The following is a 13,149-nucleotide window of genomic DNA, read 5'->3' as shown; positions in this document are numbered from 1 at the left end:
TTCGACAGATGCTCTTAGAGCTGGGCCTGGAACCAAAGCATGCGCACACACACGTTCGAAAGTCTGTTGGCCGCCCTGGGACAAGACGGGGCTGGGTGGAGCCATGAGTAAGCCCAAGGTGTTCATTGACGGCGAGGCGGGCACCACCGGCCTGCAAATCCGGGCCCGCTTGCAGCACAGAAACGATATCGAGATCATTTCAATTGACCCGGCTAAGCGCAAGGACGAGCTCGAGCGCAAGCGCCTGCTGAACATGGCGGATGTGGCCATCCTCTGCCTGCACGACGACCTGGCCAAAGGGGCGGTGGCGATGCTGGAGAACCCCGAGACCCGCATCCTGGACGCCAGCTCGGCCCACCGGGTGGCCGAGGGCTGGGTGTACGGCTTCCCGGAGCTCACCCCGGCCCAGCCCGAAGCGATTCGCCGGGCACGCTTGGTTTCCAACCCCGGCTGCTACCCCACCGGGGTGATCGCCCTCCTGCGGCCCCTGGTGGAGGCCGGGCTTTTGCCGGCGGACTTTGCGGCCTCGGTAAACGCCATCTCGGGCTACTCGGGCGGGGGGCGGCAGCTCATAGACGCCATGGAAGGCCGGGGGGAGCACCGCCTGGCCGGGGACTACCGGGCCTATGGCCTCGAGCTTACCCACAAGCACATCCCCGAGATGACCGTCTACTCGGGCCTGCGGCACCCCCCCATCTTCACCCCGGCGGTGGGGCGCTTCCGCCAGGGGATGCTGGACTTCATCCCGGTGCACCTGTGGGCCCTGCCGCAAAAGGTCACCGCCGCCGAGCTGCACGAAGCCCTCGTGGAGCGCTACCAGGGGCAGCGCTTTGTGCGGGTGATGCCCCTGGAGACCTACGGCCAGCACCACCCGGTGCTCGACCCCCAGGCCCTGAACGGCACCAACCTGCTCGAGCTCTTCGTCTACGAGAACCCCGCGCGCGAGCAGGCCCTGCTGGTAGCGCGCTTTGACAACCTGGGCAAGGGGGCTTCGGGCGCGGCGGTGCAGAACCTGGATATCATGCTGGGTTTGGAAGGGCCCCATACCTACGAATACTTTGGCGACTGATTCAAAGGCCGCTTTGTTGGGCCTATGCAGACTGTGGTTATCTACCTCGATTACCTGTGCCCTTTTGCCTGGCGGGGCCTCGAGCTGGCCTATGTGGCGGCCCCCCAACTGGGCCTGGACTTGACACTCCGGCACTACAGCCTGGAGCAGGGCAACCATCCCGAAAACGCAGGCCGGCCGCGCCATACCCCGGCCTGGAAGCTGGCCGAGCAGCCGCTGGAAAGCTCCCCCTCGCTCCGGGCTTTTCTGGCCTCCCACGCCGCAAGGCAGCAGGGGAAGGCGGCCCACCTGCGCTTTGCCCTCGAGCTTTTTCGTTTGCACCATCAGGACAAGCGCCCGCTGGACGAGGATCAGACCCTGGTGGAGGCGGTGGGGCGGGCCGGCCTGGACTTGGAGCGCTTCATGGCCGACCTGGAAGATGAGGAAAGCCGGCGGCTCGAGCTGGCCACCGACCTCGAGGTCGCTGGTGAACTGGGGGTTTTTGGCACGCCCACCTTCGTGCTGCCCTCGGGCGATGCGGCCTATCTCCGTTTCACCCAGCTCACCACCGAGCCGGAGCTGGCCGTGAACCTGTGGGAGCTATTCACCGCCGTGCTGGAAAACGGCGCCCATATCGAGACCATCAAACGGCCCCGCTGGTAAAAAGCCCAACCGAGGACATACCCGCCTAGCCTGTGCTAGAAGCGTCGGCCTTAGCCGCCGGGGGCTAGCCCTGGGCCGCAGCCAGCTTGCTTGGTCGGTGGATGCCCAGCGAAAGCAGGGCAGCGGCAATCCCGATGACGCCGGCCAGCAAAAAGGCCAGATTGTACTCGCCCAGGGCATCGCGGGCGGCCCCTCCTGCCCAGGCCGCTGCCGCTGCACCGAGCTGGTGGGCGGCAAACACCCAGCCATACACCGTGCCCACGTTCTGCCGCCCGAAGTTATCCGCTACCAGAGCCACCGTGGGGGGTACGGTGGCGATGTAGTCCAGGCCAAACACCACCGCAAAAACTAGCAGGGTTTCTGGGGTGGTCGCAAAGGGCAAAAATAAAAGCGAAAGTCCGCGGAAACCGTAGTAAAGGCTCAGAAGCACCCGGGGGTCGTAGCGGTCGGTGAGGTAGCCCGAGGCCAGGGTGCCCACAAAGTTCAAAGCCCCCATGAGGGCCAGGATGCCGGAGGCGGTGGTGGGGGTCAGGCCGCACGAGGCCGCATAGGGGATGAAATGCACCCCAATCAGGCCGTTGGAGGTGGCCCCGCAGATAAAGAAGGTAGCCGCTAGCAGCCAGAAGGTAGGTGAGCGCAGGGCTCTGTGCATAATGCCGGTGTCGGCCGTAATCTTCATGGGGGCCGAACCGGGGGCCGCCCCCAGCGCCCTGAGCCCCATCTCCGCCGGGCTGTCTTTCATGAAGAGCCCCACGGGTATCAGGGCCAAAAGCGAGATGGCCGCCATGATCCAACTGGCCTCACGCCAGCCCAGCCCGCTGGCCCAGAAGACCAGGGCCGGGATAAAGATTAGCTGGCCTGCCGAGGTGGCGGCCCCAAAGATGCCGGTGACCAGGCCCCGGTGCCGAATGAACCAGCGGTTGGCCACTGTGGCCCCCAGCACCCCGCCCACCACCCCGGTGGCCACCCCGCTCAGCACCCCCCAGACCAGGTTGAGCTGCCAGATGTGCGTCATCAGGGCGCTCAGGGCCATGCTCAGGGTCATCAGGCCCAGGCCAAAGAGGGTGATGCGTCGGGGGCCGAAGCGATCCATCAGGTAGCCGCTCAAAGGCGCACCCAGGCCAAACAGTACCAGCCCGATGGCGGTGGCAAAAGAGATGCTCTGGATGGCCCAGCCGGTGCTCTCGTGCAGGGGCTGGATGAGCGCCCCTGGCACCGAGCGGTTGCCTGCGGCAATCAGGGTGGCAACCACCGCCACCGCGACTACGATCCAGCCATAAAAGAGTCTATTCACACCAGCTCCTGAGGGCGGTCTGGGTCTCATGCATCAGGGTTTCTACCAACATAGCAGCGGGCAGGCTCCGGCACAGGCCAACCCCCTGCCCAGCCCACAGCGACATGTACTCGATGCGGCCCGCTTTGGCAGCAGCCTGGCGAATCTCGGTGGTGAGGGCGTTTTGGATGGGATAGGGTGGCACCTGGGCCTCGTAGGGCCGCATCCGTTCGATAAAGGTATTGTGCAAACCCCGGGCCGGACGCCCGGAAAAGGTGCGGGTCACCACCGTGGGGTCGCCTTTAGCCTGCAGCAGGGCTTGCTTGTACAGGGGGTGAATCCCCGACTCCGGGCAGGTCAGGAAAGCTGTACCCATCTGCACCGCACTGGCCCCCAGGAGCAAGGCCGCGGCAATTCCCCGCCCGTCCATAATGCCCCCCGCCGCAATCACCGGAACTTTTACCGCATCTACAACCTGGGGCACCAGGGCCAGCGTTCCGGTCATGGACTGCTCGAACGGGCCCATGAAAGTACCCCGGTGCCCCCCAGCCTCGCCACCCTGGGCACAGATGTAATCGGCCCCAGCGGCTTCCCAGGCCCGCGCTTCTGCTACGTTGGTGGCGGTGCCGATAACTTTGCAACCAGCTTTATGTAAGCGTTCGACAACCTGGGCTGGAACAATATCGAAGTGAAAACTCACTACCGGTGGTTTTTCCTCGAGCAGCACCTCTAGCTGGGCCCCGAAGTCCTCGCTGAACTTTTGGGGGGCTGTGCCGGGGGGCAGGCCCAGCTCGGCCCGGATGGGCCCGAGGCGATCCAGGGCGGCCTCGAGCACATCCGCCGAGACTTTGGCGGCCTCGAGCACAAACAGGTTGACGTTGAAGGGTCGGTCGGTGAGCTGGCGAACCTGGCGGATGGCCTCGCGCAGCCGGTCGGGTGGGAGCAAGGCCCCTGCCAACGAGCCCAGCCCGCCCGCCTGGGAAACCGCCGCCACCAGCTCGGGCGTGGTGGCCCCACCGGCCATGGGGGCCTGGATTATGGGGTAGCGGGTGAGGGTAAAAACCATGCTGGATTCTACCCGCTGCAAAGCTGCGAAGGGGAGGGGGTGGTTGATGCGCTGTTCAGTACGATCTGCAGTTCTTCCAGGTCGGCCACGATGTGGTCGGGCTGGGGTGGGGTGGGGGGGCGAACCGGAACCACTAGGCCGTGCTCTTCTAACTCGCTTTCTACCCTGGCGGCGATGACGCTGGCGAGGTCAGGCCGCTGGGTGCGCTCGAGCACCGGGGTTTCGCGCCAGTCCTGGGGCATGGTGCGCCAGATCCAGACCGCTCCCAGGCCGGCGGCGTTGGCCCCCCAGATGTCCTGGCTGAGCAGATCGCCCACGTGCACAATTTTTTCCACCGATTCGCGGCGCAGGGGGTTCCAGAAAGCCGGGTCGGGCTTGAGGGCCTGCGAGATATCCGGGGCCAGTAGCCGGTCGTAGGTGATGTTGAGCCTGTCTACCAACACCTGCTGATACCTGGCCAGGCCGTTGGTGGCCACCGCAATCCGATAACCCTGGGCGCGCAGGGCGGCCAGACCTGCCGGCACATCGGGATAAAGCAGCCCTGGCGGCAGCTTCGCCTCGGCGAGCACCTGGGCAATGTTGGGGAAGACCGGCGGAAGTCCCAGTTGCTCCCGCACAGCCCGGTGAATATCGCCCCAGTCGTACACCTTGGTGGGGTCGCCCTGGGCCAGGCGGCGCAGGTACTCCCTCCGCAGGGCCTGGCGGATGGTAGGCTCTGCTAGCAAAGCCTCCATGTGGGGCCGCATCAGGCGGCGAAAAGGCCAGTCCGCCAGGGTGCCGTCAAAATCGAAGGTAAGCCAGCGCATCGGCCTTAGCCTATCGTTTTGTGGGGCCGGCGTACAGAACCACTTGCATTCTGGCCGCCCATAGCGCAGACTGGAGGCCAGATGGTACCGATCGCGCTCGTCAAGGGTTGGTGGTGGCCCGGATAGCCCTGGGACGGTAGCGGTCGTTACCCCTGGGGCTTTCCTCAGGGGGATTTTTTTATTGCTAAAGGAGAGCAGATGCCCATTGCACACCTAACCAAGCCCACCATCCCGGTCAAGAAAACCCTGCTGGCCGACCTCGAGACCCCCGTCACGGCCTACCTGAAGCTCTCGGAGAAGGCCAGTCCCAGCTTTTTGCTGGAGTCGGTGGAGGGGGGCAAGGCCTGGGCCCGCTGGAGCTTTGTGGGGGTGGGGGCCCGCCACATCTGGCGGCTGAAGGAGGGGGTTTTTACCCTGAATGGCCGGCCGCTGGCGACCCAGGATCCCCTGCGCACCCTCTACCAGGCCATCCACCGGCCCATCCAGCCCGACCCCGACCTGCCCCTGTTCTGGGGCGGTGCGGTGGGCTACGCGGCCTACGACCTCATCCGCTACTACGAGCGCCTGCCCAACCAGAAGCCCGACCTGCTGGGCATTCCCGACCTGCTGTTTATCGAGCCGGAAGTCCTGATTGTATTTGACCAGTTCAAGCAGCAGCTCCACATCGTGGCCCCGGCCCTGGAGGACGAGCGGGCCCAGGCCCTGGAGCGCATCGCCTGGGCCGAGAAGAAGCTCAGCGGGCCGCTGCCGGGGGTGCCGGGCGAACGGGCCGGGCGGCGGGTGGAGTTCAGCCAGAACGTTACCCAGGCTGAGTACGAGCAGATGGTGGAGAAAGCGCTCGAGTACATCCGGGCCGGCGACATCTTCCAGGTGGTGCCCTCGCTGCGCATCTCGGCCCCCCTGCAGGTGCACCCCTTTGCTGTCTACCGCGCCCTGCGCTCGGTGAACCCCAGCCCCTACATGGGCTACCTGGAACTGGGCGAGGTGACCCTGGTCTCGAGCAGCCCCGAGAGCCTGCTGCGCTCCGATGGGCAGCGGGTGGTGACCCGCCCCATCGCCGGAACCCGCCGGCGGGGCCGGGATGCTGCTGAAGACCAGGCCCTGGCCGAAGAGCTGCTGTCCGACGAAAAGGAGCGGGCCGAGCACGTGATGCTGGTGGACCTTTCGCGCAACGACCTGGGCCGGGTCTGCCGCTATGGCAGCGTGCGGCCCCGCGAACTTATGAAGGTGGAGAACTACTCGCACGTGATGCACATCGTCTCGACCGTGGAGGGCGAGCTCTGCGAGGACAAAACCCCGCTCGACGCCCTGGCCGCGGTCTTGCCGATGGGCACCGTCTCGGGGGCCCCCAAGATCCGGGCCATGGAGATTATCGAGGAGCTCGAGCCCGCCCGTCGGGGCGCGTACGGGGGGGCTTTTGGCTATGTGGCCTACGACGGGCACATGGACATGGCCCTGACCCTGCGAACCATCGTGGTGGCTGGTGGGCAGATGCACATCCAGGCGGGGGCGGGGGTGGTCTACGACTCCAATCCGATGGCCGAGTACCAGGAGTGCTTGAACAAGGCCCAGGCCATGGTCAAGGCGGTGCGGCTGGCCGAGGAGGGGTTGTGAGCGTGGAAGGCGGGGTTGGGCGGCGGTGGGAAGCCGCGCGCAAAGGAGGGGTTGAGATGGGAAGCCTCGAGGACATTCGCCTGCAAATTAACGCCATTGACGCCCGGATTGTGGTACTGCTGGCCCAGCGGGCGCGGCTGGCTAAAGAAGCGGCCCGGCTAGGGCAAAGCCCGGTGCCTCTTGAGTCAAAAGACCGGCAGGAACAGATCATCCAGCACGTGCGCTATATGGCCGAGCACCAGGGCTTATCGCCCAATGTGGCCGAGCGCATCTACCGCGCCATCCTGGGGGAGTTTGCGGCCATGGAAAAGCGGGAGGCAGGACTGTGAAGCGAATTCTGATGATTGACAACTACGACTCCTTTACCTACAACCTGGTGCAGTACCTGGGCGAACTGGGCGCCCAGGTAACCGTTTGGCGCAACGACCGCTTTAGCTTGCAGGATGTGGCCGACCTTGACCCCGACGGCATTGTGGTGAGCCCCGGCCCCTGCACGCCCAAGGAGGCCGGCCTCTCGGTGCCGCTCATCCAGCGCTACGCGCCCCGATACCCCATCCTGGGGGTCTGCCTGGGCCACCAGAGCATTGGCGAGGCCTTTGGGGCTGCGGTGCGGCGGCACCGGGTGATTGTGCACGGCAAGACCAGCCCCATCCTGCACGACGGCAGCGGGGTGTTTGCCGGCCTGCCCACCCCCCTGACGGCCACCCGCTACCACTCGTTGGTGGTGGAAGACCTGCCCGACGAACTGGAGGCCAACGCCTGGTACGACGAGGCCGGGGGCCGCACGGTGATGGGGCTGCGCCACCGCCGCTACCCCACCCACGGGGTGCAGTTTCACCCGGAATCGGTTTTGACCGAGGGGGGCAAGCAGATGCTGGCGAATTTCCTGGCGATGGCTTGAGTTGTATAGTAAATATACATACACTATTTACATGCCGCAGGTGCAGACCTATCTAAAAGAAGCGACCTACCGCATCCTCGAGCAGAGGGCCAAGGCCCGGGGTATGAAGCTCTCCGAGCTGTTGCGCGAGATGATCGAGTCGCAGGTTGTACCGCGACGCTCGGCGGCTTTCCTGGCCCTGGCGGGAAGCTGGGAGGGCGACCTCGAGCGCCCCCCGCAGGGGCCGTTCGAGGAACGGGAAGGGCTGTGATGTATCTGCTGGACACCAACGTCTGGATCGGTTACCTGAAGGGGGTGCCGCCTTTGGTCGCGCGCATACAGGCTGAGCCCCAAATTTTCATCAGCAGCATCAGCCTGGGGGAGCTGTACTACGGGGCCCGCAAAAGCCAGCGGGTGGAGGCCAACCTCAGGCGGGTGGAGATCATCCGCAACGAAATACCCTGCTTCGGAGTGGATGCGCTGGTGGCAGGGGTATACGGGATGATTCGGGCCGACCTCGAGCGCCAGGGTGCGCTGATTGGCCCCAACGACCTGTGGATTGCGGCCATTGCCAAAGCCCACGACCTGGTGCTGGTCACGCGCAACCAGCGTGAGTTTGCCCGTATAGCGGGATTACGACTGGACGACTGGGAGCAGGCATGATCTCGGTAATTGTACCCACCCACAACCGCCGCGAAGTGCTGGCGAAGAAGCTGCGCGCTCTGGAAAACCAACCGGGCGCGTTTGAGGTGATCGTGGTGGCCGATGGCTGCACCGACGATACCCTGGAATTCCTACAGCAGTACAAACCGCCCTTTGCGTTCCACTTTCTTGAGATCACGCCGGGCCTCGGCGCGGCCAACGCCCGCAACCGGGGGGCCGGGATGGCCCGGGGCGATATCCTGCTTTTTTCCGACGACGACGTGATACCCCAGCCGGGCTGGATCGAGGCCCATCAGAAAGCGCACACCCGGCCCCGCACGGTGGCGGTGGGGCGGCTCGAGCTGCCCCCCGCGCTGCGGGGTACGGGGGCGGCGGAGCTGAAGGGCCCCCGGGCCTTCTGGTGGAACATCACCGGCAACAACACCTCGCTGCCCAGGGCCCTGTTTGAGGAGGTGGGCGGCTACGACCCCGCCTTCAGCGGCTACGGCGGCGAAGACCCCGACCTGGGCTACCGCCTGATGCGGGCTGGGGCGCGGCTGGTGTTCGTGCGGGAGGCGCTGGCCGTGCATGAGGCTTTCGACTACCAGGGCCAGGCCATCGAGAAAGCCCGGCAGGCGGGGGCGGCCCACGTGCGGGTCTGGCAGAAACACCACGACCCCCGCATCGCCTGGGCCCTGGGGGTGCACCCGGTGCTGGTGAGCCTGAAGCTGGCCCTGCTCCCCTCCTTCAAGGGCCTGCTGGGGGCGCGGGGCGACTACGAGCTGGCGTATGCCTGGGGGGCTTCGGAGGCATGGAACCCACCTTCAGCGTCGTGATTCCCACCTACAACCGGGCCGAACTGCTGGCCCGCACGGTGCAGGCTTTTTTAGCCCAGGAAGGGGTTGCGCTCGAGCTGATCGTGGTGGACGACGGCTCGAGCGATGCGACGCCGGAGGTGCTGGCCGGGTTCCGTGACCCCCGCCTGCGGGTTTTGCGCCAACCCAACGCGGGGATGGCCTATGCACGCAATGCAGGGCTGCTTCAGGCTCGAGGCCAGTATGTGCTGTTCAACGATGACGATGTGGTGCCCGAGGCGGGTTTTTTACAGGCTCATCTTAATTTGCACCAGCGCTATCCTCGAGCGGCGGGGGTGAGTTATACCTATATACCGGAATCGCTGGGACAGGATTCTTTTATACGCTTCTGGCGTGCAAGGGCCGAGTCGGGGGTGCGGGGCCGGGCCGATGGGGCGTTGCTGGGCTGGGGCGGCTTCTGGTTCGCCAGTCTTTCTTTGCCGCTCGAGCAGGCCGAGGCTTTTGCACCCATGCGGGGCTATGGCTGGGAAGATCACGAGCTGGGCTGGCGGCTCTGGCGCAAGGGGGTGCGGCCCCGCCTGGCCCTGGGGGCCCGCGCGGCCCACGAGGATCGGGTCAGCCTGGACGTTATGGTCGCCAAGTCGCGGAGCCTGGGGCGGATGGCCTGGCAGTTTTACCGGCTGCACCCGCACCCCCTGGTGGCCCTCTGGACGGGCGTACACCCCCTGGCGCGGGCTTACAAGCGCTGGGCCTACCCCTGGGCCAGGGCCGAGCGGCTCTTGCGGGTGCGCGACTGGGAGGGGGGGGCGGGGGCCTTTGCGTGCTACCGCTTTGTGCTCGAGGCCGCCTACACCCAGGGGCTGCTGGAAGGGGCCACGGCATGAGCGCGCCCCTGGTGTACATCCTGATCGTCAACTACAACGCCTGGCCTGACACCCTGGCCTGTTTGCGGGCGCTGGAGGGGCTCCGTTACCCCAACTACCGGGTGCTGGTGCTGGACAACGCCTCCCAGAACGACGGGGTGGCCCGGCTGCGCGCGGCCTTTCCGCACCTCGAGTTGGTGGAGCTGGGGCGCAACCTGGGTTTTGCCGGGGGTAACAACGCCGGCATCCGCCGGGCCCTGGCCGCGGGGGCCGACTACGTCTGGCTGCTCAACCCCGACACCCTGCCCGAGGCGGGTGCGCTCGCCGCCATGGTGGAGCGGGCCGAGCAGGACACCCGGATTGGGGCGGTGGGCGCGGTGCTCTACGAGATGGACAACCCCCAGCAAGTACAGGCCTGGGGCGGGGGCCAGGTGGTGCTCCCCTGGGGCCTGATCCGCCTGCTAACCCATCCGCGCCAGGCCGGGCGTTTGAACTACATCAGCGGGGCCAGCCTGCTCATCCGCCGGGCCGCCCTGGAACGGGTGGGCCTGCTGGACGAGGGGTTTTTCATGTACGGCGAGGACTGCGACTACGGCCTGCGCCTGACCCGCGCGGGGTTCCGGCTGGCGGTGGCCGAGGGGGCGCGGGTGCTGCACAAAGGGGGCAGTTCCTGGTCGGGCAGCCTGCGCTCCGACGAATACTTTGCTGCCTACAACGTCCGGCTCTTTCGCAAGCACGCCCCCTGGCCCCTGCTGGCGGTGGCCGGGTATGGCCTGTTCTGGCTGCTGGAGTACAGCCTGCGGGGCCGCTTCGACAAGGTGGGGGCCCTCGGGCGGGGCCTCTGGCGGGGTTGGCGCCTGCCGAGTGTGTAAACTTTTGGGGAGGAACCGTGGACGAACTCAAGAAAGCCCTTCTGGCCGAGCCTTTATCCAGGGCTGAGGCCCATGCCCTGATGCGCCGGATTATGGCCGGCGATCTGACCCCGGTGCAGACCGCCGGGGTGCTGATGGCCCTGCGCACCCGGGGCGAGACCCCCGAGGAGATCGCTGGTTTTGCAGCCGGTATGCGCGAGGCCGCGGTGCGGGTGGAGACCCGCCGCCAGCCCCTGCTGGACATCGTGGGCACCGGGGGGGTGGCCCCGGAGGCCTTCAACATCTCCACCACCACCTGCTTTGTGGTGGCCGCGGGCGGGGTGGCGGTGGCCAAGCACGGCAACCGGGCGGCCTCTTCCAAGTCGGGCTCCTTCGACCTGATCGAGGCGCTGGGTATCCGGATCGACATCCCCGCTGAAAAGGTGGCTGAGGCCATCGAGACGGTGGGCCTGGGCTTTTTGTTCGCCCGCAACCACCACCCGGCCATGCGCTATGTGGCCCCGGTGCGGGCCGAGCTGGGGGTGCGCACCGTCTTCAACCTGCTGGGCCCCCTCACCAACCCTGCCTTTGCCAGCCTGAACCTGGTGGGGGTGAGCAGCCCGGCCCTGGTGGAGCCATTTGCCCAGGTGTTGCGCGACCTGGGCAGCAGCCGGGCGCTGGTGGTGCACGGCCAGATGGCGCGTGGGGAGGGCCTCGAGGCCATCGACGAGCTGGCCCTGGGCGACAACCTGGTGGCCGAGCTTAGGGACGGCCAGATCCGCACCTACCGCCTCCAGCCTGAAGAGGTGGGCCTGGAGCCTGCCCCCTACGCGGCGATTGGCGGGGGAACCGCCGCCGAGAACGCGGCGGAGGCGCGGGCCATTCTAAGCGGCCAGCAGCGGGGGCCCAAGCGCGATGCGGTGGCGCTGAACGCGGGAGCGGCCTTTTACCTGGCGGGCCGGGTGGAGGGGGTGGCCGAGGGGGTGCGGCTGGCCCAGCAACTCCTGGACGAAGGGGCCGGGCTGGCGGTGCTCGAGCGCCTGGTTCACTTTACCCAGGCATGAAACAGATACTGCTGATATCCAACGGGCACGGCGAGGACATCATCGGAGCTACCCTGGGCGGGGCCTTGCAGGCGCTGGGCTACGCGCTGCAGGCGGTGCCGCTGGTGGGCCAGGGCCAGGCCTACCGGCGGGCCGGTATCCCCACGCTGGGGCCCTGTCGGGAGCTGCCCTCGGGGGGGTTTGCCCTGCAAGGTGCGGCGGCGCTCTGGGCCGATCTCCGGGCTGGCTGGTTTTCCATGAGCCGGGCCCAGTACCAGGCGGTGCAGGCGGCGGCCCGGGGGGCCCAGGCTACGCTGGCGGTGGGGGATGTGTACGCCCTGGGGGTGGGGGTGGTGTTTGGGGGCCGCCCGCTGTTTTTGATGCAGTGCCGCTCCTCGCTGCGGGTGGGGGGGCGCCCCTACAGCGTGACCGAGCGCCTGCTGATGCGCCAGGCGGTCAGGGTGTATCCCCGCGAGCCGGAAGGGGCGGCCTGGCTGCGGGCTCGAGGCCTTCCCCAGGCCTGCTACCTGGGCAACCCCATGCTGGATGCCCTGGACGAGGGGTCGCTCGAGCTTCCCCCACCGTATCTGCTGCTGCTGCCGGGCTCGCGCCAGGACGCCTACTGGAGCCTGCCGGTCATGCTCGAGGCCTGCCGCCGGCTGCGCGATACCGCCCTAACGCCCGTGGTGGCCTGGGCGGGCCTGCCCCTGGACAGGCTGGAGCTGAAAGACTACCGGCTCGAGGCCACCGGTCGGAGCGAGGGCGTCACCCACCGGCTCAGCCACCCCGATGGAACTGTGGTGTACCTGGCGCAGCGGGCCTTCGGTGCGGCCTTGCGGGGCTCGAGGCTGGCCCTCTCCACCAGCGGAACGGCGGCTGAGCAGGCTGCGGGCTACGGGGTGCCGCTGGTGGGCTTCCCAACGCCGGGGCCGCAGTACACCCCTGGGTTCGCCCAGACGCAAAAACGCTTGCTGGGGGACGCCTTAATGCTCACCGAGCCCAGCCCCGAGGCCGTAGTGCGGGGTGTGCGGGCCTTCCTTTCCTCCGAAACCCTGCTGGAGCGGGCTCGAGCAGCCGGGAAAGCCGCCATGGGCGAGCCCGGCGCCGCCGCGCGGATTGCCCTGGATCTGCACCAGCACCTGCACCAGCACCTGCAGGCTACTGGGTTGGAACCCGAGCGATCCCGGTCTCGATAAAGCGCCACCACAGCAGCAAGCAGACCAGGCTGGCCCAGAAGAAGTACGGCCCTACCTGCTCGGGGGGCTTTTCCAGGCTTTTGCGGAACCAGCCCCCGGGCTCGAGGCCGCTTACAAACCACAGAATGCTGGCAGCCAGCAGGCCGTAGACGGCGTGCAGCCAGCTCACGCCGCCCATAAACAGCGTGCGTACCAAAAGCTCGACCACCACCGCCGCCACCGCAAAGCCCGCCACAAACTTAAAAAAGCGCAACTGCCGGGCATGGGGCTCGCGCACCAGCAGCGGTAGGTTCCACAAAAACGAAACCCCGATTAAGAGCAGCACAATCAGGTTAAGCAGGCCGCGCAGCCCGATGATGTAGACCGGAAGGGGGGTGTCCATGCCAGGC

The 13,149-nt window shown here is 66.9% G+C and carries 16 protein-coding genes; 12 read left to right on the top strand and 4 right to left on the bottom strand.

What is annotated here, in order from left to right:
• Positions 1-103: 103 nt before the first annotated feature.
• Positions 104-1,069 carry an N-acetyl-gamma-glutamyl-phosphate reductase gene (gene argC / locus MRUB_RS14805; RefSeq protein WP_013015189.1) on the top strand — a complete coding sequence of 322 codons (966 nt, stop codon included), beginning with the start codon at positions 104-106 and terminating at the stop codon, positions 1,067-1,069.
• Positions 1,070-1,093: 24 nt separating this feature from the next.
• Positions 1,094-1,711, top strand: a complete 618-nt coding sequence (locus MRUB_RS14800) for a DsbA family oxidoreductase (RefSeq protein WP_013015188.1) — start codon at positions 1,094-1,096, stop codon at positions 1,709-1,711.
• A gap of 64 nt (positions 1,712-1,775) precedes the next feature.
• Here MRUB_RS14800 and MRUB_RS14795 read toward each other — a convergent pair whose 3' ends face one another.
• From MRUB_RS14795 to MRUB_RS14785, 3 genes are read right to left on the bottom strand one after another with little or no spacing between them, the layout of a single operon-like run.
• Positions 1,776-3,005, bottom strand: a complete 1,230-nt coding sequence (locus MRUB_RS14795; protein WP_013015187.1) for an MFS transporter — start codon at positions 3,003-3,005, stop codon at positions 1,776-1,778.
• A complete protein-coding gene (locus MRUB_RS14790; RefSeq protein ID WP_013015186.1) occupies positions 2,998-4,050 on the bottom strand; it encodes an NAD(P)H-dependent flavin oxidoreductase in 1,053 nt (350 codons plus the stop codon). The genes MRUB_RS14795 and MRUB_RS14790 overlap by 8 nt, the downstream gene beginning before the upstream one ends.
• A gap of 8 nt (positions 4,051-4,058) precedes the next feature.
• Positions 4,059-4,856 (bottom strand): HAD family hydrolase, encoded by a 798-nt coding sequence (locus MRUB_RS14785; protein WP_013015185.1) that lies wholly within the window; start codon positions 4,854-4,856, stop codon positions 4,059-4,061.
• Between the two features lie 198 nt (positions 4,857-5,054).
• On the opposite strand from MRUB_RS14785, the gene trpE reads away from it, so the two are divergent.
• Genes trpE through MRUB_RS14735 form a run of 10 tightly spaced genes read left to right on the top strand, consistent with a single transcriptional unit; the run spans position 5,055 to position 12,760 of the window.
• On the top strand, positions 5,055-6,470 hold the full coding sequence (trpE, locus tag MRUB_RS14780) for an anthranilate synthase component I (RefSeq protein ID WP_013015184.1): 1,416 nt from the start codon (positions 5,055-5,057) through the stop codon (positions 6,468-6,470).
• Positions 6,467-6,799, top strand: coding sequence for a chorismate mutase (locus tag MRUB_RS14775; RefSeq protein ID WP_024050644.1), 333 nt, complete (start codon positions 6,467-6,469; stop codon positions 6,797-6,799). The genes trpE and MRUB_RS14775 overlap by 4 nt, the downstream gene beginning before the upstream one ends.
• An 11-nt stretch (positions 6,800-6,810) precedes the next feature.
• A complete protein-coding gene (locus tag MRUB_RS14770; RefSeq protein WP_036198724.1) occupies positions 6,811-7,371 on the top strand; it encodes an anthranilate synthase component II in 561 nt (186 codons plus the stop codon).
• Between the two features lie 31 nt (positions 7,372-7,402).
• Positions 7,403-7,621: a ribbon-helix-helix domain-containing protein gene (locus tag MRUB_RS14765; protein ID WP_013015181.1), complete on the top strand. Its 219-nt coding sequence runs from the start codon at positions 7,403-7,405 to the stop codon at positions 7,619-7,621.
• Positions 7,621-8,013, top strand: coding sequence for a type II toxin-antitoxin system VapC family toxin (locus MRUB_RS14760; RefSeq protein ID WP_013015180.1), 393 nt, complete (start codon positions 7,621-7,623; stop codon positions 8,011-8,013). Before MRUB_RS14765 ends, MRUB_RS14760 begins: the two co-directional genes overlap by 1 nt.
• The gene (locus MRUB_RS14755; protein ID WP_013015179.1) at positions 8,010-8,828 is read left to right on the top strand and encodes a glycosyltransferase family 2 protein; all 819 of its coding nucleotides are present in this window, start codon (positions 8,010-8,012) and stop codon (positions 8,826-8,828) included. The genes MRUB_RS14760 and MRUB_RS14755 overlap by 4 nt, the downstream gene beginning before the upstream one ends.
• The gene (locus tag MRUB_RS14750; protein ID WP_013015178.1) at positions 8,804-9,691 is read left to right on the top strand and encodes a glycosyltransferase family 2 protein; all 888 of its coding nucleotides are present in this window, start codon (positions 8,804-8,806) and stop codon (positions 9,689-9,691) included. The genes MRUB_RS14755 and MRUB_RS14750 overlap by 25 nt, the downstream gene beginning before the upstream one ends.
• Positions 9,688-10,542 carry a glycosyltransferase family 2 protein gene (locus MRUB_RS14745; protein WP_013015177.1) on the top strand — a complete coding sequence of 285 codons (855 nt, stop codon included), beginning with the start codon at positions 9,688-9,690 and terminating at the stop codon, positions 10,540-10,542. The genes MRUB_RS14750 and MRUB_RS14745 overlap by 4 nt, the downstream gene beginning before the upstream one ends.
• A gap of 17 nt (positions 10,543-10,559) precedes the next feature.
• On the top strand, positions 10,560-11,585 hold the full coding sequence (trpD, locus tag MRUB_RS14740; RefSeq protein ID WP_013015176.1) for an anthranilate phosphoribosyltransferase: 1,026 nt from the start codon (positions 10,560-10,562) through the stop codon (positions 11,583-11,585).
• Positions 11,582-12,760 carry a lipid-A-disaccharide synthase-related protein gene (locus MRUB_RS14735; protein ID WP_013015175.1) on the top strand — a complete coding sequence of 393 codons (1,179 nt, stop codon included), beginning with the start codon at positions 11,582-11,584 and terminating at the stop codon, positions 12,758-12,760. The genes trpD and MRUB_RS14735 overlap by 4 nt, the downstream gene beginning before the upstream one ends.
• Here MRUB_RS14735 and MRUB_RS14730 read toward each other — a convergent pair.
• Positions 12,723-13,142, bottom strand: a complete 420-nt coding sequence (locus MRUB_RS14730) for a hypothetical protein (RefSeq protein WP_013015174.1) — start codon at positions 13,140-13,142, stop codon at positions 12,723-12,725. The two genes, MRUB_RS14735 and MRUB_RS14730, sit on opposite strands and share 38 nt — an antisense overlap.
• Positions 13,143-13,149 lie beyond the last annotated feature (7 nt).

The organism is Meiothermus ruber DSM 1279 (genome assembly GCF_000024425.1).
GTDB classification, from domain to species: domain Bacteria; phylum Deinococcota; class Deinococci; order Deinococcales; family Thermaceae; genus Meiothermus; species Meiothermus ruber.
This window is presented reverse-complemented; position numbering and strand designations above follow the sequence as displayed.